Below are 25692 nucleotides of genomic sequence, written 5' to 3'. Positions count from 1 at the left end.
ATGGTGGCTGAGACCGCGCCCGCGGCTGGATGGCGTCGGGCGTCGGTGATCCCGGGGTTCGGGCTGACCTTCGGAATCACGCTCGCCTGGCTGGGGCTGATCGTGCTGATCCCGCTGACGACGATTTTCCTGCGGACCGCGGGGCTGGGCTGGGACGGGTTCGTCGCCGTCGGGCTCTCGCCGCGCGCGCTGGCGGCATACCGGCTGAGCTTTGGCGCCGCGTTCGCGGCCGCGGCGATCAACGCGGTGTTCGGGTTGCTGATCGCCTGGATCCTCGCGCGGTACGAATTTCCGGGCAAGCGGCTGGTCGACGCGGTGGTCGACCTGCCGTTCGCGCTGCCGACCGCGGTCGCGGGCATCGCGCTCGTGTCGCTCTATTCGAGCAACGGCTGGATCGGGTCGTTGCTCGAACCGCTGGGGGTCAAGGTCGCCTACACGCCGCTCGGCGTGGTCGTGGCGCTGGTGTTCATCGGGCTGCCGTTCATCGTCCGCACGGTGCAGCCGGTGCTTGCCGATCTGGGCGGTGACGTGGAGGAGGCGGCCGCGACGCTCGGCGCGACGCGGTGGCAGACGTTCGCGCGCGTCATCTTCCCGGCGATCGCGCCTGCGCTGCTGACCGGGTTCGCGCTCGCCTTCGCGCGCGGGGTCGGCGAATACGGGTCGGTCATCTTCATCTCGGGCAATATGCCGTATCGCTCGGAGATCGCGCCGTTGCTGATCGCCACCCAGTTGGAACAGTTCGACTATCAGGGCGCGACCGCGATCGCGTGCGTAATGCTGGTCGCGTCCTTCTCGATGCTGTTGCTGGTCAATCTGTTGCAGGCGTGGCGCGCCAAGCGGGGTACGCGATGAGCCGCCGGTCCGCGACCAGCGAGGGCGCGTTCATCCGGCGGCTGCTGATCGGCGTCGGTCTGGTGTTCCTGGCGATGTTCCTGGTGCTGCCGCTCGTGGTGGTGTTCGCACAGGCTTTTTCAAAGGGCTGGAGCGCGTTCGTCGAGGCGATCGTCCAGCCCGACGCGCTGGCGGCGATCCGGCTGACGTTGCTGGTCGCGGCAATATCGGTGCCGCTCAACTGCGTGTTTGGCGTGATCGCCTCCTGGGCGATCACCAAGTTCGATTTCCGCGGCAAGAGCTTGCTGATCTCATTGATCGACTTGCCATTCTCGGTGTCGCCGGTGGTCTCGGGCCTCATCTTCGTATTGCTGTTCGGCGCGCAGGGGTGGTTCGGGCCGTGGCTGATCGAACATGATGTGCGGATCATCTTCGCGGTGCCGGGGATCGTGCTGGCGACGGTGTTCGTGACCTTCCCGTTCGTCGCGCGCGAGCTGATCCCGCTGATGATGGAGCAAGGCCGCGATGACGAGGAAGCGGCGGTGTCGCTCGGCGCGTCGGGGTGGCAGGCGTTCCGGCGCGTGACGCTGCCCAATATCCGCTGGGGGCTGCTGTACGGCGTGCTGCTTTGCAACGCCCGCGCGATGGGGGAATTCGGCGCGGTATCGGTGGTGTCGGGGCATATCCGCGGGCTCACCAATACGATGCCGCTGCATGTCGAGATCCTCTACAATGAATATGATTTCGTCGGGGCCTTTGCGGTCGCCTCGCTGCTCGCGTCGCTTGCGCTGGTCACGCTAGTGCTGAAGAGCGTGCTCGAATGGCGCTTCGGCCACCATCACGCCAGGAGCGCGCATTGAGTATCGTCGTCGAACATCTGTCGAAGCGCTTTTCGGGCTTCGCCGCGCTGAACGGCGTCAGCCTCGAGGCGCGCCCGAAGGAGTTTCTCGCGCTGCTCGGGCCGTCGGGGTCGGGCAAGACGACGTTGTTGCGGATGATCGCCGGGCTCGACTTCCCCGATGCCGGGCGCGTGTTGTTCGATGGCGCCGACATGACCGATACGCCGGCCGCCGAGCGCCGGATCGGGTTCGTGTTCCAGAACTACGCGCTGTTCCGCCACATGACGGTCGCGGACAATATCGCGTTCGGCCTCACGGTGCGCAAACGCCGCGACCGGCCGGGCAAGGCCGATATCGCGCAGCGGGTGGCGGAGTTGCTCGACCTGATCCAGCTGCCGGAGATCGGCAAGCGCTACCCGGCGCAGCTGTCAGGTGGCCAGCGGCAGCGCGTGGCGCTGGCGCGCGCGCTGGCGGTCGAGCCGCAATTGCTGTTGCTCGACGAGCCGTTCGGCGCGCTCGACGCGCAGGTACGGAAGGATCTGCGGCGGTGGTTGCGGCATCTGCACGAGAAGATGGGGCTGACGTCGGTGTTCGTGACGCACGACCAGGAGGAGGCGCTGGAGCTGGCCGACCGTGTCGTGGTGATGAGCCAGGGCAAAATCGAACAGGTCGGCACGCCGGCTGAAGTCTATGATTCGCCGGCGACGGCGTTCGTGTCGCAGTTCGTCGGGGAGACGAACTGCCTGCCGGTGACGGTGGCGGGCGGGCGGGTGTCTTATGCCGGCACGCCAATCGCTGTGGAAGCCGATGCGATCGAGGGGGCGGGGGAGCTGCATTTCCGGCCGCATCAGGGTGAGATCGTGGATGCGGCCGAAGGCACGCTCGCGGTGCGGATCGACGCGATGCGGCCGCGCGGCGGGGGTTGGCGGGTCGAGGCGACGACGCGCGATGACCCGCGGCCGGTGGAGATCGACTTGCGCGAGGGGCCGGTACCGCGGGCGGGGGATGTAGCCGGGGTGCGGGTGACGGCATCGCGGGTATACGCGGCCTAGCCTCCCCGTCACCCCGGGCTTGACCCGGGGTCCCGCTTCTGGGGCGGAGTAGCGGGACCCCGGGTCAAGCCCGGGGTGACGAGTGTTTGGAATGACGATTTTTTAGAACGCCGGCAGCACCGCGCCCTTGTAGGTCTTTTCGATGAATGCCTTGGTCGCCGGGCTACGGAGCGCCGCGATCAGTTTCACTACGCGCGGGTCTTTCTCGCCGCCGGGCAGGCCCACGACGAAATTGACGTACGGGCTGTTCGCATCTTCTATCACCAGCGCGTCGCGAACCGGGTTGAGCTTCGCGTCGAGCGCGTAGTTGGTGTTGATCAGCGCGAGATCGACCTCGCCGAGCGTGCGCGGCAGGGTAGCGCCCTCCAGTTCGCGGAACTTCAGGCCCTTGGGGTTGGCGATGATATCGCGCAGCGTCGACAACGGGTTGGTCGGTACCTTCAGCCGAATCAACCCGGCCTTCTGCAGCAGCAGCAACGCGCGGCCACCGTTGCTCGGCTCGTTGGGGATCGCGACCGTCGCACCCTGCGGGATCGCGGCGATGCTCTTCCACTTGCGCGAATAGGCGCCGAGCGGCTCGACATGAATACCGGCATAGGGAACGAGATGCGTTCCGCGCGCGGCGTTGAACTCGTCGAGATACGGCTTGGTCTCGAAATAGCTGACGTCGATCTGCTTCTGCTCGACCTGCAGGTTGGGCTGGACGTAATCGTTGAAGACGCGAATCTGCAGATCGACGCCCTCCCTGGCCAGCGTCGGCTTGACCGATTCGAGGATCTCCGCGTGCGGCACCGCGGTGGCGGCGACGGTCAGCGTCTTGCCGTCGTCGGTCTTGGCGCCCGAACAGGCGGCGAGCGCGGTCAGCGACAGCGCGGCGATCAGGGTACGACGGTTCATCGGATTTCCTAGCGTCTGGTGTAGTGGCGGGCGAGGGCATCGCCGGCAAACTGGATGGCTTGGACGAGCAGGACGAGCAGGACGACGGTGACGATCATCACGTCGGTCTGGAACCGCTGATAGCCGAAGCGGATCGCGAGATCGCCGAGGCCCCCGGCACCCACCACCCCCGCCATCGCGGTGAACGAGACCAGCGCGACCGCAGTCACGGTCGCGCCCGCGATCAGCCCGGGCAGCGCCTCGGGGATCAGCGCGCCGGTGACGATGCGCCGCGTGGTCGCGCCCATGGCCTGCACCGCCTCGATCGTGGTGCGGTCGACTTCCTTCAGCGATCCCTCGACCAGGCGCGCATAGAAGGGTGCGGCGCCGACGACGAGCGGCGGGATCGCGCCGGCGACGCCCAGCGAGGTGCCGACCAGCGTGACGGTCAGCGGGATCATGATGATCAGCAGCATGATGAACGGGATCGAGCGCAGGATGTTGACGACCGTTCCGATCACGCCGTGGCCCAGCCGGCTCTCCCCCAGCCGGCCTTCGCCGGTCAGATACAGCAGCACGCCGAGCGGCAGGCCGACCAGGATCGTCAGCACGAGCGATCCGCCGAGCATGATCAGCGTGTCCAGACACGCCTGGCCGATATCGCGCCAGTCGACGTTCGCGAACAGCGCGCTCATGCCGCCAACGCCGCGAGCATGCGCTGTGTCGCACCGTGCGCCGGGGCGGCGAAGATGTCGGCGACCGCGCCGGTCTCGACAACGCGGCCCTGGTCAAGCACTGCCATGCGGTCACACACGGCGCGAACGACCTCCATTTCGTGGGTGATCAGGACGATGGTCAGGCCGAGGTCCCGGTTGAGGTCGCGAAGTAGCGCAAGCACCTGCCGCGTCGTCTCCGGATCGAGCGCGCTGGTCGCCTCATCGCAGAGTAGCACGTCCGGATCGGTTGCGAGCGCGCGCGCGATGCCGACTCGCTGTTTCTGCCCGCCCGAAAGCTGCGCGGGGTATTTGTCGGCTTGGTCGGAAAGCCCGACCCGCGCGAGCAGCCCGGCCACTTTGGCATCGCGCTCGGCACGCGGCAGGTCGGCGAGTTTCAGCGGGAAGGCGACGTTCGCGGCGACGGTGCGCGACGAAAGCAACCCGAAATTCTGGAAGATCATGCCGATCCGCCGCCGCAGCACGCGTAGCGCTGCGGGTGCGAGGCTCGCGATATTGGTGCCGTCAACCTCGACGCGGCCAACAGTCGGGCGTTCAAGCGCGTTGATCAGGCGGATCAGCGTCGACTTGCCCGCGCCCGACTGGCCGATCACGCCGAACACCTCGCCACGCGCGACATCCAGCGAGACGCCGGACAGCGCCGCAGCGCTGGCACCCACGTACCATTTTTCGACTTCGACAAGGCGAATCATGCCGAACCCATGACCTGTACCGCGAACCGCTCCATCTCTTCGGCCTGCGGGCTCATCTGCAACAGCAGCAGGTCGACGCCCGCTGCCGCATATTCCTCCACCCGCTCCTTCAGCTGCTCGGGCGTGCCGACAAGATTCGGGCGCAAACCGCGGTTCGAGACCGAATATTCCTGGATCTTCAATTCGCGCTCGAGCTGCGTACCCGACAGCCACTGGTCGAAATTGGCATAGCCGGCGGGCAGCTCGGCGACCGTCGTGATGCGCTCGAGCTCGCGCTTCGCCTCGGCTTCGCTATCGCGGACGATCGCATAGGCGGCCATGCCATACTGCATCGGCGCACCGCCTGCGGCCTCGCGGCGTGCGGCCATGTCGGCAATCTTGGGTATGATTGCCGACGCGGGGTCTCCGTGCATGACATAGGCGTCACACTGCGCGGCGATCATCGTCTTGGCCTTCTCGCTCTCGCCGCCGGCATAGACCGTCGGGCGCTTCGCGGGTTTCGGCGCGCAGATCGCGTTCTCGGTGGTGTAGAAACTGCCCTCGAAGCTGAACCGCTCCTCGGTCCAAAGCCCGTCGACCACGGTCAGCCATTCGGCGGTGCGCGCGTAGCGATCGTCGTGCTGGTCGAACTGCAGGCCGTATTGCTTCGCCTCGTCCGCCCACCAGGACGACACGACGTTGAGCGCGAGACGGCCGCCGGAAATGCGGTCGATGTTCGCCGCCGCCTTCGCGAACAAAGCGGGGTGGTGGAAATTGGGGCGGACCGCGACCATCAGCTCGACCGAGTCCGTCACCGCGGCGAGCGCGGCGGCGGTCGACCAGGCGTCGAGCGCGGGCTGTTCGACGCCCTTGATGTCGTTGAGGTTCAGTTCGGCGATGAGCGTCAGGTCGTAGCCCCAGCGCTCGGCATTCTGCGTCAGCGCCTCGGTATAGGCCCAGCTCGCCTCCATCCCCTCGTCGGGCACGTTGCGCAGCCAGCCGCCGAAGACGGGGGTCCAATATCCATAGCGCATCAGCGGGCCTTTTCGATGGTGTCGATCAGGTAATCCACGAGCCGGTCGTGCGGGTCCCAGCCGAGGACATCGAGCGGCTTCGCGACGAAGTTGGACAGCGCGTTGATGTCGTAGAAGCGCGCCACGCCGTCGCGGTCGTCGATCATGACCTCGACCCCGCCGACGTCGAGATCGACCGCGCGCGCGATGCGTTCGGCGGCGTCGCGGAGATCGGCAGGGGGCTCGGCCGACGCCATCGAGATGCCGGACCCGGGAACCACGCACGCGTCGGCGGGGCACAGATCGAACGCGCCGCCGCCCGCGACGTCGATCGCATAGAGATAGGCACGGTCGAGCGTCTCGATCCGGGTGATCGCGCCGCCGCGGACGGGGACATAGTCCTGCACCAGCAACACGCCGTCGACGCTGGTCGGCAATGCGCCATCGGCGACCGCGGCGCGCAGTTCGTCGAGGCTGTCGAACTTGACGATGCCGGCGCCCGATCCGCCGATATTCGCCTTCACGACCAGTGGGAAGGCGAGCGTGGCCGCGGCGGAGACGACATCGGCGGCGCGGTGGACCACCCGGGTTTCCGGTATCGCGAGCCCAAGCGAGGCGATCAGCGACAATTGCCGCGCCTTCGACGCGTCAATCGCGAGCACATGCGCGCCGTTCACGACGCGCGCGCCGAAGCGCTGCCAATGGTCGAGCAGCGCCATGGTGTGAAAGATCGGATGCTCGCTGGACCGTAGGAAACTCGACATCGCGATCCGGTTGAACACCACGCGTGCGGGTGCGGTGCGATCGGCGGGGTTCCAGTCGCCCGCCGGCGTCGCGCGGCTATAGTCGACGCCGCGACGGTCGAGCGCGGCGAACAGCGGCACGAACCACGCAGGATGTTCGTAGAGAAGGGTGAGATCGGTCATCCGCGCGCCGTGCCACGCCGCACGCTGGTCTGCCAAGGCACGCAACCCTTGCCCTCTGCCAAGTTTAGTTTGTCGTGCCGGCCTTCGAACGTTTGCCGCTTCTAAAGGGCGTCCAACAGGTGTACGTGGATACTTGAAAGGTTCAGGCCCCAAATGCACAGCGAAGCGCAACGAGTCGCCCGACTGAGGTCGATGGTCTTCCTCATAGAGGAAGCGCTGCGGATCGCGGATGAGGGCGACAATCCTTTGCTTGGCGCAAAACTGAGCGACTGCATCGATTCGATCGAATGCGAACTCGAAGCCTATATCGCCAACGGCGTCGCGGTGAAAAACATCGCCTGAGCGAAGGTCGCGGCGGGTAAGGCTGGCGGAAGAGGTGGGATTCGAACCCACGGATGGCTTGCACCATCGCCGGTTTTCAAGACCGGTTCCTTAAACCACTCGGACACTCTTCCCTGCGGCGTATCGTCTAGATGCCGGGGCGACGGATCGCAACCTTGCCAGTGCGTTGCTCTGCCGGCATGCGGACGCAATGGACCTCGACGCGCTGCTGTATCATTATTTCGGGACTACCGACCTGGAGGCGCTCGACCAGAATGCGGTCGATGTCGGCATAGACCGCGTGGCGGTCGCGTTTGGAACGGAGCGCGAAGCGGGGCGGCGGTTCGCCTTATGGGCGCTGCTGCATGCGTTCGGTCATGCACCGGACCCGCGGGTCGCATTCAAGTCGCCGCGTGAGCGCGAGGCCGCCGCGATGTATGCCCGCGCCGCGGCCGGCGCCGAACAGGCGATCGACGACTAGGGGGGCGCTATCCCAGCTATCGTCTTGTGGGTTCGGCAAAATGCTGCCTGCCTGCGTAAACCGGAGGACGCAACGCTCGCGGCTTCGCTGCGTTGTCCGCCTACGCGTACCCACGATCCGAAGGTTTGAGGCTCTGCCCTTTTCTGCATGCGTATCCGTCGTCGCTGATGTACGCCGCCTCGCCACGGCGTGGGACCAGGTGAATGGCGACGAGTGCTTTCCCGCGGACAGGATCGCGGCGCTCCACGCAGTCGGTGCGACTGCGGCATTCACGCGGATGGAGGTGCGGACCGACGCGCTGACCGACGTATTGCGCGCGGTTGGCGGCGCTGATCTGAGCCTCGGTCGCGTGTACGAGGGGCACGTCAACGCGGTGCAGTTGGTGGAGACCTACGGCGATGCCGCCCAACGCGAAACGCTCGCCGCGGACGTGTCTGCAGGGTGCATCTACGGGGTCTGGAATACCGAACCGGCGCCAGGACTCGCGCTGAACACGGCTGGCGACGGTAGCGTGACGTTGGAAGGCGCCAAGAGCTTCGCGACGGGGGCAGGGTATCTCGATCGGATCCTGGTGACCGCGCGGGATGCCAACGGTGCGAAGCAGCTTTTCCTCGTCGACATCGCGGAAAAGTCCGCGCGCGCGGACAACAGCGGCTGGCGGGTGCGCGGGATGCGCGGCACGCAGAGCGGCACGTTCGATTTTTCGGGCCTGCCGGTCAGCGCCGCGGAGCGGATCGGGGCGCCGGGCGATTACGAACGCGAGCCGCGGTTCAGTGCGGGGGCGTGGCGGTTCACCGCGGTGCAGCTTGGTGCGGTCGAGGCACTGGTGCGGCATCTGCGTGCGCATCTGATCGAGAGCGGCAAGGGCGACGATCCGATTCAGCGGCTGCGCTTCGGAGCATGCGTCTCGGCGACACGAAGCGCGGCGCTGTGGGTGCGGCAGGCGGCGCACGCGGCCGAGACCCAGGCGGAGGGCGCGATTCCGCTGGTGCTGATGACCCGCGGGATCGTCGAGGAGGCGGGGCTCGCGGTGATGGAGACGGCCGCGCGCACCGTCGGGACCGCCTCGTTCTTCGCCGGCAGCCGGATCGATCGGATCACGCGCGACCTGGGGCTGTATCTGCGTCAGCCGGTGCCCGACCAGGCCCGCGACCGCGCCGCGGCAGCGTGGCTGGAGGCGGATCACTGGGGCGAGGATGGCTGGTGGTAGCACCGGGGCATCGCGCGTGGAGACAGCTGTTGCGCCGCGCGCGGCTGTTGCCGGTGCGTGAGGGGGCAAGGGGCGGGGCGTGGCTCGTGCTGGCGCCGCATCCCGACGACGAAAGCCTGGGCTGTGGCGCGTTGATCGCCACGCTCGCAGCAGCCGGCAGCACGGTGCATACCGCGTTCCTGACCGACGGCGCAGGATCGCACCCCGATGCGCCGGGCTGGAGCGGGGGTCGCATCGCCGGGGTTCGCGCGCAGGAAGCCGGGGCGGCGTTGCGCATGCTGCGCGGGGCGGCGAGTCCGTTGCATCTCGATTGGTCCGACGCCGCGCCGAGCGGGCCTGGGGACCGCGCGTTCGATCGCAGCGTCAGAATGTTGGCGGCATGGTGCCGACGGCGTGGCGTCACGCGGATCGCGGTCACTTGGGGCGGCGAGCCGCATTGCGACCATGAGGCGGCGGCGGCGCTGGCGCATGCGGTCGCGCGGCGATGCCGCGTGTCCCTCTATTATTATCTCGTTTGGGGATGGACGCTGCCCGATCTCGCTGAGCGCGTACGCGGGTTGGCGGCGCGATCGGTGGCGACAGCGGCGGGGCGTCCGCGCCAGCATCGCGCGATCCGCTGCCACCGCACGCAGCTCGGTGGCCGGATCGTTGGCGCGCGCGAGAATTTCCGGTTGCCGCGCGCGATGCTGCGGCTCGCGGACCGACCGATCACCCTGTTGCTGGAGGCTGGCCATGCGCCGTGAACGATCGATCGAGTCCGACTATTTCGAGACGCTGTACCGGGAGCAGGGCGACCCGTGGGATTTCGAGACGAGCCCGTATGAGGCGGCGAAATATCGCGAGACGCTCGCCGCCCTGCCACTTGGCCGGTTCGCAAGCGCTCTGGAGGTCGGATGCGCGAACGGTGTGTTGACCGTGCAGCTCGGCGCGCGCTGCGACGCGTTGCTCGCGGTCGACGTATCGTCGACCGCGCTCACGGCGGCACGCGCGCGCTGCGCCGAGCAGCCGGGGATCGCCATCGAGCAGCGCCGGCTGCCCGCGGAGGCACCCGACGGGACGTTCGATCTCGTGCTGTTGTCGGAGGTCGTCTATTACTGGGACAGTGCGGACATACTGGCGATGGGCGCGTATTTGCGCGGTGCGGTGCGATCAGGCGGCCGGGTGCTGCTCGTCCACTGGACCGGCGAGACGGACTATCCCAAAGGCGCGGACGACGCCGTTGCCGAACTGTTGGCCGCGCTGGAGCCCGTCATGGTCGAGCGCAGCGACCGGCACGAGGCGTACCGGCTCGATCTGTGGCGGATGCCCTAAGCGGATTCCGCGGATCAAGCCTTGCGCTTCGGCGATCTCAGCCGGCAAAGTCAGGAAACTGAGCTGGTCGCTGGGTCGGGCGCCGTTCGCCGACAATGCTGCCGACATCCGGTATACCTCGTGCAACGGCGCATCTGCCGGCTGTTGGATCCAGCGCGCCACGGTGTCGGCCATCCCGCCACGGGCGCGACCCGCCGTCCGACAAGAGGTGAACACACGGACGTCGAGCGGGTGACGCACGCACGCGCCAGCGGCGCGGATCCGGTCAAATAACGCGCGGTCCTCGCCTACGACCGGTGTGGGCGCGCCACCGATCTGCCGATACAGACCGAGCGACAGCGCAATGCTCGCACCGCCTTCGTAGAAATGGCGCGGCCAGGGATCGTGCGGAACCGGTTCGGTCGCCGCACGCAGATAATCGAGCGCGGTGAAGTAGCGACCGAGCTGGTTCAATCTATGACGCGCGTCCGCGCCGAGCGCGGCACGGTCGTCACGAAGCGTGAAAGCGCGGCCTGCAACGGCATCGGCCCCCGCATCGAGATGCGCGGCGGTCCGTTCGATCCAGTCCGGCGCGACATAGGTGTCCGCATCGGTCGACAACAACAGGTCGTGATCGGCGCCCAGTAGGTCGGATGCCGCGTCGAGTGCCAAGCGTCGCGCGAAGCCGGCGTGGCGAGCGCCGGGGAGCATCGATATCGCGCGCCATACGGATATAGCGTGGCGGGGACGCCAGGCGCGGAGGATGGCAAGGCTGTCGTCATGACAGTCGTTTGCCAATGCAACGATCGTCACGCGCCCGGCGTATCGCCCGGCCGCCACGTCGATCGCGTCGAGACAGCCGGCGAGATGGGTGGCCTCGTTCTTGACCGGTATCGCAACCGCAACCGCCCGGGATGAACCGGGCGGTCGGGTTGTTGGTACGCAGCTTCCAATCAAGCGGCGTCGGGCGCCAGGAACGCCGCGGCGTCCAGATCGACATCCAGCTCACGCTCCCACAGCCGCATCTGGCCGCAGGTGTCGAGGAAGGCCTTGGCGTCGCCAGACGTGAGCGCGATCACGCCCTCGTCCATATCCTCGTCGGCGATGCCGGCCTTTTCGAGGAACGGCTTCGCCTCCGCGGTATAGCCGATGAACTTCAGATGCGCGAAGGCATCGTTAACGAAGTCCTTCGCAGTCTTGTCCTTCGACAGCATCTTTGCACCGTCGGCAGACACGACGATCGCCACAGCGTCGTAGAGGATCGAAGGACCACCATCGACCTTCTGGTCCGCCGGCAATAGCATACCATCGTCTAGCTTGGCCCCGCCGACCTTCGGCGCGATGATCTCATGCACCGCACCCGCCGCATTGACGGCATCGACCAGCGCGTTGACCGTCTTGGCCGATGCACCGTCGGTCACGAGGATGCCAAGCTTGCGGCCCTTGAAGCTGCCCTTCGCGTTCTTGACGATGCTGAGCGCATCGGACGCCGGCAGATCCTGGCGCGTTTCCACCGCAGCCTTGGCGGCGGGGGGCATCGCGGTCAGGCCAAGGCCGGTGGCGACCGTCTTCGCCAGATCCTCGTCGATATTGCGCAGGTGACCGACCATCGTTTCGCGGATGTCGACACGGACCACCTTCGACAGCTCGAACGTCAGCGCATCGCCGATATGCTTCTTCTCGATCTCGGCCTGGCTGATGAAGAACTGGCGCGCCTGGCTGTAATGGTCGGCGAAGGTCGCCGAACGGACCTGCGCCTTGCGGCCGGTTTCCTGCGCCGGGAAGTGCTTGTAGCCGCGGGTCGGGCTCTCGCGCGGGCCGCCCCAGCTATTGGGTTCATAGTTCACGCGACCCTTGGGGTTGCGCATCGCCATGTGGCCGTCCTGCTGATAGTTGTTCACCGGAACCTTCGGCGCATTGACCGGGATATGCGTGAAGTTCGGCCCGCCGAGGCGCTTCAACTGCGTATCGAGATACGAGAAGTTGCGGCCCTGCAGCAGCGGATCGTTGGTGAAGCCGATGCCCGGTACGACGTTCTGCGTGCAAAACGCGACCTGCTCGGTCTCGGCGAAGAAATTGTCGACGAGGCGATCGAGCTTGAAGCTGCCGATGATGCGGACCGGAATCTGCTCCTCGGGGATGATCTTGGTTGCGTCGAGCACGTCGAATTCGAAGCTGTCGGCGAAGTCGTCGTCGAACAGCTGGACGCCCAGATCCCATTCGGGGAAGTCACCCTGGTCGATCGCGTTCCACAGGTCGCGTCGATGGAAATCGGGATCGGCGCCGTTGAGCTTGACCGCCTCGTTCCACAGCACCGACTGCATGCCGAGCTTCGGCTTGAAGTGGAACTTGACGTAGGTCCCCTTGCCCTCGGCGTTGACCAGCCGGAAGGTGTGGACGCCGAACCCCTCGATGAAGCGGAAGCCGCGTGGGATCGTCCGATCCGACATGATCCACATGATCATGTGCATCGATTCCGGCGTCAGGCTGATGAAATCCCAGAAATTATCGTGCGCGGTTTGTGCCTGAGGGAAGCCACGGTCGGGTTCCTGCTTCGCGGCGTGCACCAGATCGGGGAACTTGATCGCGTCCTGGATGAAGAACACCGGGATGTTGTTGCCGACGATGTCCCAATTGCCTTCGGGGGTATAGAATTTTGCTGCAAACCCGCGGACGTCTCGCGCCAGATCGGCCGAACCCTTGTTGCCCGCCACCGTCGAGAAGCGGACGAACATGGGCGTGTCGACACCGACATCGCTGAGGACCTTGGCAACGGTGACGTCCGCCAGGCTTTCCTTGAGCGTAAACGTGCCGTGCGCGCCATAGCCGCGGGCGTGGACGACACGCTCGGGGATACGCTCGTGATCGAAGTGGAAGATCTTCTCGCGGAAGTGGAAATCGTCGAGCAGGTGCGGACCACGGTCGCCGACCTTGAGCGTGTTCTGGTCGTCCGCGATCGGCACGCCCTGCTGCGTGGTCAGGACGTCGCCGCCGTCCCGCGCGATCTGGTGAAGCTCGCCGCCATTGCCGACCTCAGTGTCGAAGGTCGGCTCGGGCGCAGTTGCGTCCGGCTTGGTCGTGCTGTCGGTCATGGAAATTCCCCGTAACGGTGTCGAACGTCCAAAGCCTGGCGATGTCAGCAAGTTGCACGTACTGATCGACATCAGCCTGATTGTTTAACGCAGATTGCTGGCGCGCCGGCGGCGGAGCAACCGCGCCCGGGGTGCGTTGAGGAGCGATCATCCCGCCAGAGAGAGCGACCACCAATGCATATCGACCTGAAGGGCCAGGTGGCGATCGTCACCGGCGCCAGTTCCGGCCTCGGGCGCGCCACCGCGATCACCTTCGCCAAGGCCGGCGCCAGCGTCGCGGTCAACTACAACAGCAGCCACGACAAGGCCGAGGAGGTCGTTGCCGAAATCGAGCGTGACGGCGGCACCGCCTTCGTCTTCGAGGCAGACACGTCGGACGAAGCCGCAGTGCAGGCTCTGTTCGCTGCCACGGTCGATCGGTACGGCGCGGTCGATATCGTCTTTGCCAACGCCGGCCTCCAGAAGGACGCGGCGTTCGCCGACATGACGCTGGCCGAATGGCAGAAGGTGATCGACGTCAACCTGACAGGTCAGTTTCTCGTCGCACGTGAGGCAGTTCGGCGGTTCCGCGAGCAGGGCGACCGCGGCGTATCGCGCGCGATCGGCAAGATCCTGTTCAACAGTTCGGTGCACGAGGTCATCCCCTGGGCAGGCCACGCCAACTATGCGGCGTCGAAGGGTGGCAGCGGGATGCTGATGCGGACGCTGGCGCAGGAGGTCGCCGCCGAGCGCATCCGCGTGAATTCGGTCGCGCCGGGCGCAATCGCGACCGAGATCAACGCCGATGTCGATCCGGCCAAGATGCTCGAACTCATCCCCTATGGCCGCGTCGGCGATGCCGAGGACGTCGCGCGCGCCGCGCTGTTCCTGGTATCGGATGCGGCGGACTATATCGTCGGCGCCAAGCTGGTGATCGACGGCGCGATGAGCCTGTACCCGGAATTCCGCGACAATGGCTGAGCCGGCAGCGGGAGCCGATATCGGCGACCACGGCGCGATCGGCAACCTAGAGACGATCGCTTTGGTCAATACCGCGGGAACGGTCGACTATCTTTGCTGGCCGTGCCTCGACAGCCCCAGCGTGTTCGCGGCTCTGCTAGATCCGAGCAAGGGCGGCCATTTCTCGATCACGCCGGATCTGCCGGGCGGGCGCACCGTGCAGATGTACCTGCCGGACACCAACATCCTGCTGACCCGCTGGATGTCTCACACGGCGAGCATCGAACTCACCGACCTGATGCCGGTCGACGTCGCCGGAGGCGAGGTATCGTCGCGGCTGATCCGGCGGCTGGTCTGCACGCGCGGCGAGGCAACGATCCGGATCCGGTGCGCGCCCCGGTTCGACTATGGTCGGCAGGGCTACGCGGCGTCGGTGGAGCCGTCGGACGGCCCGTCGCGCGGGCAGTTCGACCATGATGCCGGTCTGGGGCTGACGCTGTACGGCAAGGACGCGCTCGTCGCCGATGGCTGTGATCTGACCGCCGTGCTGCACATCGCGGCGGGGGAGACGATCACGCTGGTGCTCGGCAACGTCGCCGATCCGGTGTGCGACGAGAACGCGATCGCGACGATCGTCGACGCCGACATCGCATTCTGGCGCGATTGGAGTGGGCAATCGAACTATCGCGGCCGCTGGCGCGAGACGGTGCATCGCTCGGCGCTAGTCCTAAAGCTCCTGACCTCTCGCAAACACGGCTCGATCGCGGCCGCAGCGACGTTCGGGCTGCCCGAAGCGCCCGGCGGCGTGCGCAACTGGGATTACCGGGCGACCTGGATTCGCGACTCGTCGTTCACCGTCTATGCGCTGATCCGGCTTGGCTTCCGCGACGAGGCGGTCGCGTTCCTGCACTGGGCGATGGACCGGGTGCAGGCCTGCCAAGGGCCGCTCGGCGTGATGTACGCGCTCGACGGCGGGGACGTGCAGGACGAACAGGATCTCGACCATCTCACCGGGTTCGAAGGCGCGACGCCGATTCGGATCGGCAACGGCGCGAAACAGCAGACCCAGCACGACATTTACGGTGCGCTGCTGGATGCCACCTATCTCGGCAACAAATATGGCGAGGCGATTTCGCGCGACGCGTGGGTCGGGATCACGCGCGTGGTCGATCATGTCTGCGAGACCTGGCGCGACCCGGATTCGGGGATTTGGGAGGTGCGGGGTCCACCGCGCGAATATCTCCATTCGCGGCTGATGAACTGGGTCGCGATCGACCGTGCGGTACGACTGGCGCAGAAACGATCGCTACCCGCGCCGTTGGTGCGCTGGTCGGAGACCCGCACCGCGATCCACGACGATATTTGGGCCAATTTCTGGAACGACGATCTTGGGCGGTTCGTCCGTAGCAAGGGCGAAACCGTCGTCGACGGCGCGATGCTGATGATGCCGCTGGTGCGCTTCGTCAGCCCGACCGATCCGAAATGGCGCGCGACGCTGGATGCGATCGGCGAGGCGCTGTCGGACGACGGCATGATCTATCGCTATCGCACCGATGACGGCTTGCCGGGGCAGGAGGGGACGTTCGTCGCTTGCTCATTCTGGTACGTGGAATGCCTCGCGCGTGCCGGTCGGATCGAGGAAGCGCGGCTCAATTTCGAGAAGCTGCTCGCACAGGGTAATCATCTGGGTCTGTTCGCCGAGGAGATCGGGCAGGACGGTCGGTTCCTCGGCAATTTCCCGCAAGGGTTTAGCCATCTCGCGCTGATCAGCGCCGCGTTTTACTTGGATCGGGCATTGAGTAGCGCCGGGCCGGCGGTCTGGGCCTGAGCGTCTCCGTCATGCCGGACTTGGTCCGGCATCCACCGCGCCGCGCGACCACCGAGCGGTTGGTTTGCGGCACGGTGGACCCCGGACCAAGTCCGGGGTGACGGGGGTTAGGCGAACAAGTCCTTATACCGCCGTGGCTGGCAGCGCAGATACTGGTCCGCCGCCTTGACCTGTCCGCCCAAGTGCGCCGCGGCGTGCCAAGGCCAACGCGGATCGTACAGGATCGTGCGCGCGAGCGCGATCATGTCGGCGTCGCCGGTGCCGACGATCGCCTCGGCCTGCTCATAATCCGTGATCAGCCCGACCGCGACGACCGGGATGCCGACCGCCTGCTTCACCGCGCGTGCGAGCGGGACCTGGTAGCTCGGCCCCACCGGGATTTGCTGCCCCGCATCGAGCCCGCCGCTCGAAATGTGCATCGCGGCGCACCCGCGCGCTTCCAATGCCTTCGAGAACGCGACGGTCTGCTCGATGTCCCAGCCGCCTTCGACCCAGTCGGTGCCTGAGACCCGCATCGTCACCGGCCGATCCGCCGGGAACGCCGCGCGGACCGCGTCGAACACTTCGAGCGGGAAGCGCATGCGGTTTTCGAGGCTGCCGCCATAGTCGTCGTCGCGGCGGTTCGACAGCGGTGACAGGAATTCGTGGAGCAGATAGCCGTGCGCGGCGTGCAGCTGGACCGCATCGATCCCGAGCCGCGCTGCGCGCGTGGCAGCAGCGACGAACGCGTCGCGGATCCGGGCAAGGCCGTCGCGATCGAGCGCGGTCGGCGCGGTATCGTCGGGGAGGAAGCCGACCGCGGACGGCGCCTCGGTTTGCCAGCCATTCGGGGCACCCGGCGCGATCTGGCCGCCGCCCTTCCACGGCACCTCGCACGACGCCTTGCGACCGGCGTGCGACAACTGAATCGCGATCGGCATGTCCGACCAGCGCCGGATGCTGTCCAACGTCCGCGCCAGTGCGGCTTCGGTGGCGTCGTCGTACAGGCCGACATCGCCGTATGTGATCCGGCCTTCGGGCAGGACCGCGCTCGCCTCGATCGTCAGCAACGCGGCACCCGACAGCGCCAGGTTGCCGAGATGGATCTGGTGCCAGTCGGTCATGCAGCCGTCGACCGCGGAATATTGGCACATCGGTGCGATGACGATGCGGTTGTCGAGCGCAAGCCCGCCGACCTTGGTCGCGGAAAACAGGACGGGGCCGCTCATGAACGGATCTCGGAATTGCACATCAGAATTTCCCTGGGGTAAAGGCACGTGATCGTAACCCGCCGCCGGGCGATCGGCTCCGGAACATAGGGCGGCCGGCGAGGGTTTCCACACCACCACGCGCACGGCCGATACGGTCGGCGGCGGTTCACGACGATTGGGGTCCCACTTGCATCTTCTGCCCGACACGCTCGAAGCCGGTTCGGCCTATCCACTGGGCGCCACGTTCGATGGGCTCGGCGTCAATTTTTCGGTCTATTCGGCCAATGCCGAGAAGATCGAACTGTGCGTGTTCGACGAGGGCGGCCGACGCGAGCTGAAGCGCTATGCGCTGCCCGAATGGACCGACGAGGTCTGGCACGGCTATCTGCCCGATGCGGGGCCGGGCCTGAGCTACGGCTACCGCGCCTATGGCCGCTATGCGCCCGAAGAGGGGCACCGTTTCAACCCGCACAAGCTGCTGCTCGATCCGTACGCCAAGGCGATGATCGGCGAGCTGCGCTGGACCGATGCGATGTATGGGTATCAGGTGAAGTCGCCGCGCGAGGATCTGAGCTTCGACCGTCGCGACAATGCGATGCTGATGCCCAAGGGCGTGGTGACCGACAGCCATTTCGACTGGTCGCGCGACGTTCGGCCGAACACGCCCTGGTCCGAAACCGTGATCTACGAAGCGCATCCCAAGGGCCTCACCAAGCTGTTCGAAGAGGTGCAGCCCTCCGAGCGCGGCACCTTCGCGGCGCTGGGCAATCCCAAGGTCATCGAGCATCTGAAGCGGCTGGGTGTCACCGCGCTCGAGCTGCTGCCGATCCACAGCTATATCCAGGACCGGTTCCTGCAGGAGAAGGGCCTCCGGAATTACTGGGGTTACAACACGCTCAATTTCTTCACGCCCGAACGCAGCTATTTCGCGACCGACAGCCATGACGAGTTGCGCCGCTCGATCCGCCGCCTTCACGCGGCGGGGATCGAGGTCATTCTCGATGTCGTCTACAACCACACCTGCGAAGGCTCGGAGCAGGGGCCGACGCTGTCGTGGCGCGGCCTCGACAATGCGAGCTACTACCGACTGGTGAAAGACCAGCCGCGGTTCTCGATAAACGACACCGGCACGGGCAATACGCTGAACCTGACCAAGGCGCGCGTGATCCAGATGGTGACGGATTCGCTGCGCTACTGGGCGACCAGCTTCGGCATTGACGGGTTCCGGTTCGATCTCGGCCTGACGCTTGGGCGCACCGACACCGGGTTCGATCCGAGCGCCGGGTTCTTCCAGGCGCTGCGTCAGGATCCGGTGCTCGCGCCGCTGAAGCTGATCACCGAGCCCTGGGATATCGGCCCTGGCGGCTATCAGCTCGGCAATTTCCCGCCGAGTTTCGCCGAATGGAACGACAAATACCGCGACACGGTGCGCAAATTCTGGCGCGGCGACCATGCCCAGCGCGCCGATCTCGCGGCGCGGCTCACGGGTTCTGCCGATTTGTTCGACCGTCGCGCGCGTCGCCCATGGGCGAGCGTCAATTTGCTCGGCGCGCATGACGGCTACACGCTGGCCGACACCGTGGCGTACGAGGAGCGCCACAACGAGGCGAATGGCGAGGACAATCGCGACGGCCACAGCAACAATTGCTCGCGCAACTGGGGCGTCGAGGGACCGACCGACGATCCCGAGATCAATGCGACCCGGGCGCGCGTGATGCGGTCGATGCTGACGACATTGTTCGCGTCGCTGGGCACGCCGATGCTCGTCGCCGGCGACGAGTTCGGCCGAACGCAGAGTGGTAACAACAACGCCTATTGCCAGGACAACGAGATCAGCTGGCTGGACTGGGCGCAGGCGAAGTCGCCCGAGGGCGAGGCGCTGATCGACTTCACCGCGCGGCTGGTGGCGCTGCGTCGCGACTATCCGATGCTGCGCGCGGGCAATTTCCTCTATGGCGACGAGACGCCGGCGGATGGCCTTCGCGACATCGAATGGTGGGACGAGCGCGGCGTGCAGTTGACGCCGGATGACTGGCACAACACGAACGGGCGGGCGCTGGCGATGCGCCGCGCGACCGAGCTGCCGAGCGGCGAAATCCAGGTGGTATCGCTGCTGCTGAACGCTTCGGAAGGCCCGCTGACCTTCCACATGCCGCCTCCGGCAGAAGTCGTACGGACGGTGCTGATCGACAGCGCAAAACCTGCGCAGGGCGAGACCGAAATCGGCGCGAGCTACGAGGTCGCGCAACAGGGTGCGGTGGTGCTGACCTGGACGCTCGCCGCCTCATGAGCTGGGGCGCGCGATATGCCGACGGGACGACGACGTTCCGGCTCTGGGCGCCGGATCGGGACGCGGTCTCGCTCGAGATCGATGGCGCCGACGGGCAGGCGATGACGCGGTCCAGCGACGGCTGGTTCACGACGACGGCGCAGGTGGGCCCCGGCACGCGCTATCGCTTCCGGATCGATGTCGCGCTCGCGGTGCCCGACCCGGCGTCGCGCGCGCAGGCGGGAGGGGTGCACGGGTGGAGCGTGGTCGTCGATCCCGACGCTTATCGCTGGCGCAGCGACGGCTGGCGCGGCCGTCCGCGCGAAGAGTTGGTGATTCAGGAACTGCATGTCGGAACGCTGGGCGGGTTTGCGGGCGTTGCGGAGGCGCTGCCCGCGATCGCCGAACTCGGCGTGACCGCGATCGAGTTGATGCCGGTCGGTGCCTTCGGCGGCACGCGCAACTGGGGGTATGACGGCGTGCTGCCTTATGCGCCGGCCGAGAGCTACGGCACGCCCGATCAGCTGAAGGCGCTGGTAGACCGCGCGCACGCGCTCGGTCTCGCGGTGTTCCTCGACGTCGTCTACAATCATTTCGGGCCCGACGGGAATTACCTGGGCGCCTATGCGCAGGACTTTTTCGACGCGGAGGTCGACACACCCTGGGGCGGCGCGGTCGCGGTCGAGCGCGAGCCTGTCGGCCGCTTCTTTATCGACAACGCGCTGATGTGGCTCGGCGACTATCGGTTCGACGGGCTGCGCTTCGACGCGGTCCACGCCATCCGCGACGATGCGTTCCTCGACGCGATGGCGGCGGAAATCCGTGCCACGATCACCGACCGACCAGTGCACCTCGTGCTCGAGAACGAAAACAATGACGCCGAGCGTCTGGCGCCGGGCCGCTACGATGCACAATGGAACGACGATTTCCACAACGTCCTGCATGTCCTGCTGACCAGTGAAGATAGCGCCTATTATGCCGACTTCGCCGACCACCCCGCCGAGCGGCTGGCGCGGTGTCTGGGCGAGGGGTTCATCTATCAAGGCGAAGGCTCGCCCAATCATGGTGGCACGCCGCGCGGCACGCCGAGCGCGCATCTGCCCCCGACCGCGTTCGTCGCGTTCCTGCAGAACCACGACCAGATCGGCAACCGCGCGATGGGCGAGCGACTGACGTTGCTCGCCGACCCGCAGAAATTGCGCGCCGCGACCGTGTTGCTGCTGCTGGGGCCGCAGATCCCGCTGTTGTTCATGGGCGACGAGACCGGGAGCGAGACGCCGTTCCTGTTCTTCACCGATTTCCAGGATGATCTGGCGAACGCGGTGCGCGAAGGCCGGCGGCGCGAATTCTCCAAGTTCGCCGCGTTCGCTGATCCCGCAGCGCGCGAGACGATCCCCGATCCGAATGCGCTGACCACGTTCGAGCACTCGCGGGTCGAGCCCGGACCGGACGCTGAAGCGTGGCGCTCGCTGTACCGCGACCTTCTCGCGATCCGCCACCGCGAGATCATTCCCCGATTGCTCGGCGCACGTCCGCTTGGAGCGGAGGCGATCGGCGGGGGGGCCGTGGTCGCGCGCTGGCGGATGGCGGACGCCGCGGTGCTGACGATCGCGATCAATCTGGGTAACGAACCCGTCGCCTTCCCGGCGGTAGACACGCCGCTGTTCGAGAGCGGCGTTCCCGGCGCGCCGGCAAGCGTTCGTGTGGGGTTGGATCGATGACGCTGCAGAAGCGCGCGCTGGCCGCGGGTCTCCAGCCGCACTGGACCGATGCGGGGGGCCGCAAGCAGACGGTGTCCGACGATGCGTTGCGTGCGATCTTGGATGCGCTTGGCGAGGACGACGGTCCGCCCGGCGAGTTCGCGTCGGTCGATGTCGGCAGGCCGGTCGTGCTGCCGGGGTGGAGCGGTCGTGCCGAACTGCTGTTCGAAGACGGCGGGCGGCGGTCGGTAACGATCGAGCATTTGGCAAAGACGGGCATAGAGATCGCCGGATATCACCGGTTGCAACAAGGCAGCCGCGAGTTGCGCGTTGCGGTGGCACCGCCGCGATGCTTCACGGCCGCAGGCGCGGCGCCAGGGGCGCGGATGTGGGGCCCTGCGGTACAAATTCCGGGGCTCCGCGGCGAACGGCCGACCGCATTCGGCGATTTCGGCTCGCTGGCAGATGCGGCGCGCGCTTTCGGAGAGAAGCGCGCCGACGCGCTGGCGATCAGCCCGGTGCACGCGTTGTTCCCGACTGACGCGAGCCGCTTCAGTCCCTATGCGCCGTCGAGCCGCGAATTCCTCAACGTCTGGCTCGCGGATGCGGAGCACGAGCCATCAACCACGCAGCCCGCGTTGATCGACTGGCAGCACGGCATCCGTGCGCGCCTCGCTGCGCTTCGTAGACTGTATCGGGACCGTGCCCAAGCCGATGCCGCGCCGCTCGCCGCGTTCCGCGCCGAGGGTGGGGAGGCGCTCGAGGATCATGCGAAATTCGATGCGATCCATGCGGATTTCCTTGCGCTGACCGGCGCTACCGGATGGCAGGACTGGCCGGCCGCGTTCCGCGATTCGAACGGCGAAGCGGTGCAGCGGTTCGCGGCCGAGCATGCGGACGATGTCGCGTTCTACGCCTGGCTGCAATGGCGCGCACGCGCGGGGCTGGATGCGGCGCAGACTGCGGCGACCGATGCCGGCATGCGGATCGGGTTGATCGCGGATCTGGCGGTGGGGCTCGACCCCGGCGGCAGCCACGGCTGGAGCCGGCGCGGTGATCTGCTGTCCGGGCTGTCGATCGGCGCACCGCCCGATCCGCTCGGCCCCGACGGCCAGAGCTGGGGGATAACCGGGTTCGATCCGCGCGCGCTGCACCGCAACGGCTTCGCGCCGTTCGTCGCGACGATCCGCTCGGCGCTCGCATCGGCGGGTGGTATCCGGATCGACCACGCCTTCGGGCTGCGGCGGTTGTGGGTCGTACCCGATGGTGCGTCCGCGACCGAGGGCGCGTTTCTCGACATGCCGTTTGCCGACATGATGCGGATCATCGCGATCGAATCGCAACGCGCGAAGGCGATCGTGATCGGCGAGGATCTGGGGACCCTGCCCGAGGGGTTCCGCGAGGCGATGACCGAACGCGCAATGCTCGGCATGCGCGTGCTGTGGTTTGAGCGCGACGCCGACGGCTTCATTCCGGGCGATCGCTGGTCGCGCGACGCGGTGGCAATGACGGGGACTCACGACCTGCCGACGATCGCTGGCTGGTGGCAGGGTCGCGACATCGACTGGACCTGGGCGCTCGGGCGCCGATCGGAAGCGCCGGACGAGGCCAGCGATCGCGCGAACCGCGTCGAGGATCGGCATCGGCTATGGGCCGCGCTAGACACCTGGGATCCCGAACCCTCGCCAGATGACCCCGCGCCCGTGATCGACATCGCGCTGACGCGGATGGCGGAAAGCCCGTGCGCGCTCGCCATCCTGCCGATCGAGGATCTGGTCGGGTTGGTCGAACAGCCCAACCTTCCCGGCACGATCGACGAACACCCCAATTGGCGTCGCCGCATGCCCGACACGACCGACGCGCTGCTCGCGCGGCCGGAGGTCGCGGCGCGGATCGACGCGATCAACACAGGCAGGACCGCATGATTCCCCGCGCTACCTATCGTTTCCAGTTCCATGACGGCTTCACCTTCGCCGACGCCGAGGTGCTGGTGCCCTATCTCGACAAGCTCGGGATCAGCCACGTCTATGCCTCGCCGATCACCACCGCCCGGGCGGGTTCGACGCACGGCTATGACGTGGTCGATCCCACCCGGATCAACCCCGAACTCGGCGGCGAAGACGCGTTCCGCAGCCTGTCCGAAGCGCTCCGCGCGCGCGGCATGGGGATGATCGTCGATATCGTCCCCAACCACATGGGCGTTGCCGGCGGCGACAACGCATGGTGGAACGACGTGCTCGCAAAGGGGCAGGGCAGCGCCTATGCGCGCTTCTTCGACATCGACTGGCGCGAGCGGCTGGTGCTCCCGATCCTTGGCGAACCGCTCCCCGCGACGATCGCCAGTGGTGCGCTCGCGGTCGAGCAGGCGGGAGACCGGTATGAGGTCGTCGCGTACGGCGAACACCGCTTGCCGATCCGCAACGAGGACCAGGCGATCGCAGCGACCGACGATCTCGCCACGCTGTTCGACCGGCAGCATTACCGGCTGGCGTCGTGGCGCGTCGCCAACGACGAGCTCAACTGGCGCCGCTTCTTCACGATCAACGATCTTGCCGGCCTCCGCGCCGAGGACCCGGCAGTGTTCGAAGCGAACCATGCGCTGATCCTGCGGCTGTATGCGGAAGGGTTGATCGACGGCGTCCGCGTCGACCATGTCGACGGGCTCACCGATCCCGCGGGTTATTGCCGGACGCTGCGCAGCCGCCTCGATGGGATCCGGCCGGGTGCGTATCTGGTGATCGAGAAGATCCTCGCACCCGGCGAGCCGCTCGCGGCGGACTGGGGCGTCGACGGGACCAGCGGCTACGACTTCATGGAGCAGGTCGCAGGGTTGCTCCACGCCCCCGAGGGTGCCGAACCGCTCGGCGAGCTTTGGGCCGAGATCAGCGGACGCCCCGCCGAATTCGCACCCGAGGAACTGCGCGCGCGCCAGGAGATGCTGGCGTGGCAGTTCGATGCGCAGCTGCGCGCCTGCGTCGCGGCCTTCGTCACGCTCGCGCGGTCGTCGCCGGAGTGCGACGGGCTGACCCAGGGCATGCTGCACCGCGCGATCGAGCGGCTGCTGTGGGTTTTCCCGGTCTACCGAACCTATGGCACAGGGACCGCGGCGCCGGCCGCCGACACCGCGATTCGCGCCGAGGCGCGGGCGCGGGTCGAGCGGTTCGTGCCGCCCGGCGAGGCGGCGGTGGTCGACCGCGTGCTCGGCTGGCTGGCCGGCGAAGGGCCAGGCGACGCGGCGGAGGCGGTACGCCGGTTCCAGCAACTGTCCGCGCCGATCGCTGCCAAGGCGGTCGAGGATACCGCTTTCTACCGTTATGGCCGGCTGCTTTCGCGCAACGATGTCGGGTTCGACCCTGCGCATCTGTCGACCAGCATCGCGGCGTTCCACGATGCGATGTCCGCACGCGCGAACGACTGGCCGCATGCGATGCTCGCGACCGCGACGCACGACCACAAGCGCGGCGAGGACGTCCGCGCGCGGCTCGCGGTGCTTAGCGAACTGCCGAATCTGTGGCGCGACCGCGTCGCGCGGTGGCAGGCGCTCGCCGCACCGCATGCCGACGGAGTCGATCCCGGCGACACCTATATGCTCCTTCAAACGATCGTCGGCGCGTGGCCCGACGACGGCGATCTGGCCGGTTTTGTCGAGCGTGTCGTCGGCTGGCAGGAAAAGGCGCTCCGCGAGGCGAAGCTGCGATCGTCGTGGGAAGCGCCCGACGCGGCTTATGAGACGCGCTGCCACGATCTCGCGCGCGCGCTTCTCGCATCGGCGGTATTCACCGCGGATGTGGCGGACTTTATCGGGCATATTGCGCCGGCGGCGCACGCGAACAGCCTCGCACAAGTCGCGCTCCGTTGCACGGTGCCGGGCGTGCCCGACCTGTACCAGAGCACCGAGTGCGCCGATCTGAGCCTGGTCGACCCGGACAATCGCCGGCCGGTGGATTATCGCCGCCGGCAGGCGCTGTTGGCGGATGGTGGTGATCCGAAGCTGGCGCTGACCGCGCAGCTCCTCGCGCTGCGGCGTGCGCATCCGTCGGTGTTCAGCGAGGGGGCCTACACACCGATCGCGGTGACCGGCGAGCGCGCGGCGCAGGTGATCGCATTCCGGCGGTCGCTCGGCGAGCAGAGCCTGACCTGCATCGTCGCGCTGCGCTGTGCCGAGGCGCTCGCCGGGCGGGACGGGGGCTTCCCGACCGGCTGGTGGGGCGACACCGCGCTCGCGACTGGCGAGCGGGTCGCGGATCGGCTTCAGCTAGTCCCGGTATGGGTCGGATTTGACGGGTAGAACATCCGAACCGATTCGCAGGAACGGCAGGGGCTTAGCGGCGTTATCCATATACTGACCCGCTAGAGCCGAGTTGCCTTCGCGGTCTACTCGGTCCGCCCCACGTGCACCGCGCATCGTGCGACCCGGGTCCCGAGAGGAC

General features: G+C 67.1%; 21 protein-coding genes, 1 tRNA gene and 1 pseudogene. 14 read left to right on the top strand and 9 right to left on the bottom strand.

Translation table 11 applies throughout. The annotated features are described in order from the left end of the window. From cysT to U1701_RS06285, 3 genes are read left to right on the top strand one after another with little or no spacing between them, the layout of a single operon-like run. Window positions 1-852 carry a sulfate ABC transporter permease subunit CysT gene (gene cysT / locus U1701_RS06295; protein ID WP_332781690.1) on the top strand — a complete coding sequence of 284 codons (852 nt, stop codon included), beginning with the start codon at window positions 1-3 and terminating at the stop codon, window positions 850-852. Next, window positions 849-1691, top strand: coding sequence for a sulfate ABC transporter permease subunit CysW (gene cysW, locus U1701_RS06290; protein WP_332781689.1), 843 nt, complete (start codon window positions 849-851; stop codon window positions 1689-1691). The genes cysT and cysW overlap by 4 nt, the downstream gene beginning before the upstream one ends. Then, entirely contained in the window at window positions 1688-2722 is a 1035-nt protein-coding gene (locus U1701_RS06285) for a sulfate/molybdate ABC transporter ATP-binding protein (protein ID WP_332781688.1), read from the top strand. The genes cysW and U1701_RS06285 overlap by 4 nt, the downstream gene beginning before the upstream one ends. 102 nt (window positions 2723-2824) lie before the next feature. On the opposite strand, the gene U1701_RS06280 is transcribed toward U1701_RS06285, so the two are convergent. The 5 genes from U1701_RS06280 to U1701_RS06260 are packed head-to-tail and all read right to left on the bottom strand — an operon-like array spanning window position 2825 to window position 6978. Next, window positions 2825-3619 (bottom strand): MetQ/NlpA family ABC transporter substrate-binding protein, encoded by a 795-nt coding sequence (locus tag U1701_RS06280; protein WP_332781687.1) that lies wholly within the window; start codon window positions 3617-3619, stop codon window positions 2825-2827. Between the two features lie 8 nt (window positions 3620-3627). Next, the gene (locus tag U1701_RS06275; RefSeq protein WP_332781686.1) at window positions 3628-4293 is read right to left on the bottom strand and encodes a methionine ABC transporter permease; all 666 of its coding nucleotides are present in this window, start codon (window positions 4291-4293) and stop codon (window positions 3628-3630) included. Then, the gene (locus U1701_RS06270; RefSeq protein WP_332781685.1) at window positions 4290-5024 is read right to left on the bottom strand and encodes a methionine ABC transporter ATP-binding protein; all 735 of its coding nucleotides are present in this window, start codon (window positions 5022-5024) and stop codon (window positions 4290-4292) included. Before U1701_RS06270 ends, U1701_RS06275 begins: the two co-directional genes overlap by 4 nt. Continuing rightward, window positions 5021-6037 (bottom strand): LLM class flavin-dependent oxidoreductase, encoded by a 1017-nt coding sequence (locus U1701_RS06265; protein WP_332781684.1) that lies wholly within the window; start codon window positions 6035-6037, stop codon window positions 5021-5023. The genes U1701_RS06270 and U1701_RS06265 overlap by 4 nt, the downstream gene beginning before the upstream one ends. After that, window positions 6037-6978 carry an ATP-grasp domain-containing protein gene (locus U1701_RS06260; RefSeq protein WP_332781683.1) on the bottom strand — a complete coding sequence of 314 codons (942 nt, stop codon included), beginning with the start codon at window positions 6976-6978 and terminating at the stop codon, window positions 6037-6039. The genes U1701_RS06265 and U1701_RS06260 overlap by 1 nt, the downstream gene beginning before the upstream one ends. A 117-nt stretch (window positions 6979-7095) precedes the next feature. On the opposite strand from U1701_RS06260, the gene U1701_RS06255 reads away from it, so the two are divergent. Beyond that, window positions 7096-7284, top strand: a complete 189-nt coding sequence (locus tag U1701_RS06255; RefSeq protein ID WP_332781682.1) for a hypothetical protein — start codon at window positions 7096-7098, stop codon at window positions 7282-7284. Window positions 7285-7307: 23 nt separating this feature from the next. Here the strand turns inward: U1701_RS06255 and U1701_RS06250 are convergent. Next, a tRNA-Ser gene (locus U1701_RS06250) sits at window positions 7308-7397 on the bottom strand. 77 nt (window positions 7398-7474) lie between these two features. Here U1701_RS06250 and U1701_RS06245 point away from each other — a divergent pair. The 4 genes from U1701_RS06245 to U1701_RS06230 all read left to right on the top strand — a co-directional run bounded on the left by U1701_RS06245 (window position 7475) and on the right by U1701_RS06230 (window position 10265). After that, window positions 7475-7744 (top strand): hypothetical protein, encoded by a 270-nt coding sequence (locus tag U1701_RS06245; RefSeq protein ID WP_332781681.1) that lies wholly within the window; start codon window positions 7475-7477, stop codon window positions 7742-7744. A gap of 199 nt (window positions 7745-7943) precedes the next feature. After that, a complete protein-coding gene (locus tag U1701_RS06240) occupies window positions 7944-8954 on the top strand; it encodes an acyl-CoA dehydrogenase family protein (protein WP_332781680.1) in 1011 nt (336 codons plus the stop codon). Beyond that, window positions 8948-9697 carry a PIG-L deacetylase family protein gene (locus tag U1701_RS06235; protein WP_332781679.1) on the top strand — a complete coding sequence of 250 codons (750 nt, stop codon included), beginning with the start codon at window positions 8948-8950 and terminating at the stop codon, window positions 9695-9697. Before U1701_RS06240 ends, U1701_RS06235 begins: the two co-directional genes overlap by 7 nt. Next, complete coding sequence (locus U1701_RS06230) at window positions 9687-10265, top strand: class I SAM-dependent DNA methyltransferase (protein ID WP_332781678.1); 579 nt, start codon at window positions 9687-9689, stop codon at window positions 10263-10265. The genes U1701_RS06235 and U1701_RS06230 overlap by 11 nt, the downstream gene beginning before the upstream one ends. Window positions 10266-10763: 498 nt before the next feature. On the opposite strand, the pseudogene U1701_RS18690 reads toward U1701_RS06230, so the two are convergent. Both U1701_RS18690 and U1701_RS06220 read right to left on the bottom strand, forming a co-directional pair. Then, window positions 10764-11201: pseudogene (locus U1701_RS18690) on the bottom strand (glycosyltransferase family 2 protein); the annotation flags it as partial. After that, entirely contained in the window at window positions 11198-13336 is a 2139-nt protein-coding gene (locus U1701_RS06220; RefSeq protein ID WP_332781677.1) for a catalase, read from the bottom strand. The gene U1701_RS06220 and the pseudogene U1701_RS18690, both read right to left, overlap by 4 nt. 174 nt (window positions 13337-13510) lie before the next feature. Between U1701_RS06220 and U1701_RS06215 the strand changes: the two genes are divergently transcribed. Together U1701_RS06215 and U1701_RS06210 are read left to right on the top strand one after the other, a co-directional pair. Then, window positions 13511-14296 carry an SDR family oxidoreductase gene (locus U1701_RS06215; protein WP_332781676.1) on the top strand — a complete coding sequence of 262 codons (786 nt, stop codon included), beginning with the start codon at window positions 13511-13513 and terminating at the stop codon, window positions 14294-14296. After that, window positions 14289-16103, top strand: a complete 1815-nt coding sequence (locus U1701_RS06210; protein ID WP_332781675.1) for a glycoside hydrolase family 15 protein — start codon at window positions 14289-14291, stop codon at window positions 16101-16103. Before U1701_RS06215 ends, U1701_RS06210 begins: the two co-directional genes overlap by 8 nt. 107 nt (window positions 16104-16210) lie before the next feature. Here the strand turns inward: U1701_RS06210 and U1701_RS06205 are convergent, their stop codons facing one another. Further along, window positions 16211-17311, bottom strand: a complete 1101-nt coding sequence (locus tag U1701_RS06205; protein WP_332781674.1) for an NADH:flavin oxidoreductase/NADH oxidase — start codon at window positions 17309-17311, stop codon at window positions 16211-16213. 169 nt (window positions 17312-17480) lie between these two features. Between U1701_RS06205 and glgX the strand changes: the two genes are divergently transcribed. From glgX to treY, 4 genes are read left to right on the top strand one after another with little or no spacing between them, the layout of a single operon-like run. Next, complete coding sequence (gene glgX / locus U1701_RS06200; protein ID WP_332781673.1) at window positions 17481-19583, top strand: glycogen debranching protein GlgX; 2103 nt, start codon at window positions 17481-17483, stop codon at window positions 19581-19583. Continuing rightward, complete coding sequence (treZ, locus tag U1701_RS06195; RefSeq protein WP_332781672.1) at window positions 19580-21283, top strand: malto-oligosyltrehalose trehalohydrolase; 1704 nt, start codon at window positions 19580-19582, stop codon at window positions 21281-21283. The genes glgX and treZ overlap by 4 nt, the downstream gene beginning before the upstream one ends. Continuing rightward, window positions 21280-23187 (top strand): 4-alpha-glucanotransferase, encoded by a 1908-nt coding sequence (gene malQ / locus U1701_RS06190; protein ID WP_332781671.1) that lies wholly within the window; start codon window positions 21280-21282, stop codon window positions 23185-23187. The genes treZ and malQ overlap by 4 nt, the downstream gene beginning before the upstream one ends. After that, window positions 23184-25550, top strand: a complete 2367-nt coding sequence (treY, locus tag U1701_RS06185) for a malto-oligosyltrehalose synthase (protein ID WP_332781670.1) — start codon at window positions 23184-23186, stop codon at window positions 25548-25550. Before malQ ends, treY begins: the two co-directional genes overlap by 4 nt. The last annotated feature ends 142 nt before the right edge of the window (window positions 25551-25692 follow it).

Origin of the sequence: Sphingomonas rhamnosi (assembly GCF_036663615.1) — a bacterium.
GTDB lineage: Bacteria > Pseudomonadota > Alphaproteobacteria > Sphingomonadales > Sphingomonadaceae > Sphingomonas.
The sequence above is the reverse complement of the archived record's forward strand: the minus strand, read 5'-3'. Positions and strand labels throughout refer to the sequence as shown.

Bases quoted from the DNA above. Each gene is read 5' to 3' on its own strand.
- U1701_RS06245 (WP_332781681.1), top strand. From the start codon at position 7,475: ATGGACCTCGACGCGCTGCTGTATCATTATTTCGGGACTACCGACCTG.
- malQ (WP_332781671.1), top strand. From the start codon at position 21,280: ATGACGCTGCAGAAGCGCGCGCTGGCCGCGGGTCTCCAGCCGCACTGG.
- U1701_RS06275 (WP_332781686.1), bottom strand. From the start codon at position 4,293: ATGAGCGCGCTGTTCGCGAACGTCGACTGGCGCGATATCGGCCAGGCG.
- U1701_RS06220 (WP_332781677.1), bottom strand. From the start codon at position 13,336: ATGACCGACAGCACGACCAAGCCGGACGCAACTGCGCCCGAGCCGACC.
- treZ (WP_332781672.1), top strand. From the start codon at position 19,580: ATGAGCTGGGGCGCGCGATATGCCGACGGGACGACGACGTTCCGGCTC.
- U1701_RS06270 (WP_332781685.1), bottom strand. From the start codon at position 5,024: ATGATTCGCCTTGTCGAAGTCGAAAAATGGTACGTGGGTGCCAGCGCT.
- U1701_RS06215 (WP_332781676.1), top strand. From the start codon at position 13,511: ATGCATATCGACCTGAAGGGCCAGGTGGCGATCGTCACCGGCGCCAGT.
- U1701_RS06280 (WP_332781687.1), bottom strand. From the start codon at position 3,619: ATGAACCGTCGTACCCTGATCGCCGCGCTGTCGCTGACCGCGCTCGCC.
- U1701_RS06230 (WP_332781678.1), top strand. From the start codon at position 9,687: ATGCGCCGTGAACGATCGATCGAGTCCGACTATTTCGAGACGCTGTAC.
- U1701_RS06265 (WP_332781684.1), bottom strand. From the start codon at position 6,037: ATGCGCTATGGATATTGGACCCCCGTCTTCGGCGGCTGGCTGCGCAAC.
- cysW (WP_332781689.1), top strand. From the start codon at position 849: ATGAGCCGCCGGTCCGCGACCAGCGAGGGCGCGTTCATCCGGCGGCTG.
- U1701_RS06205 (WP_332781674.1), bottom strand. From the start codon at position 17,311: ATGAGCGGCCCCGTCCTGTTTTCCGCGACCAAGGTCGGCGGGCTTGCG.
- U1701_RS06255 (WP_332781682.1), top strand. From the start codon at position 7,096: ATGCACAGCGAAGCGCAACGAGTCGCCCGACTGAGGTCGATGGTCTTC.
- treY (WP_332781670.1), top strand. From the start codon at position 23,184: ATGATTCCCCGCGCTACCTATCGTTTCCAGTTCCATGACGGCTTCACC.
- U1701_RS06210 (WP_332781675.1), top strand. From the start codon at position 14,289: ATGGCTGAGCCGGCAGCGGGAGCCGATATCGGCGACCACGGCGCGATC.
- cysT (WP_332781690.1), top strand. From the start codon at position 1: ATGGTGGCTGAGACCGCGCCCGCGGCTGGATGGCGTCGGGCGTCGGTG.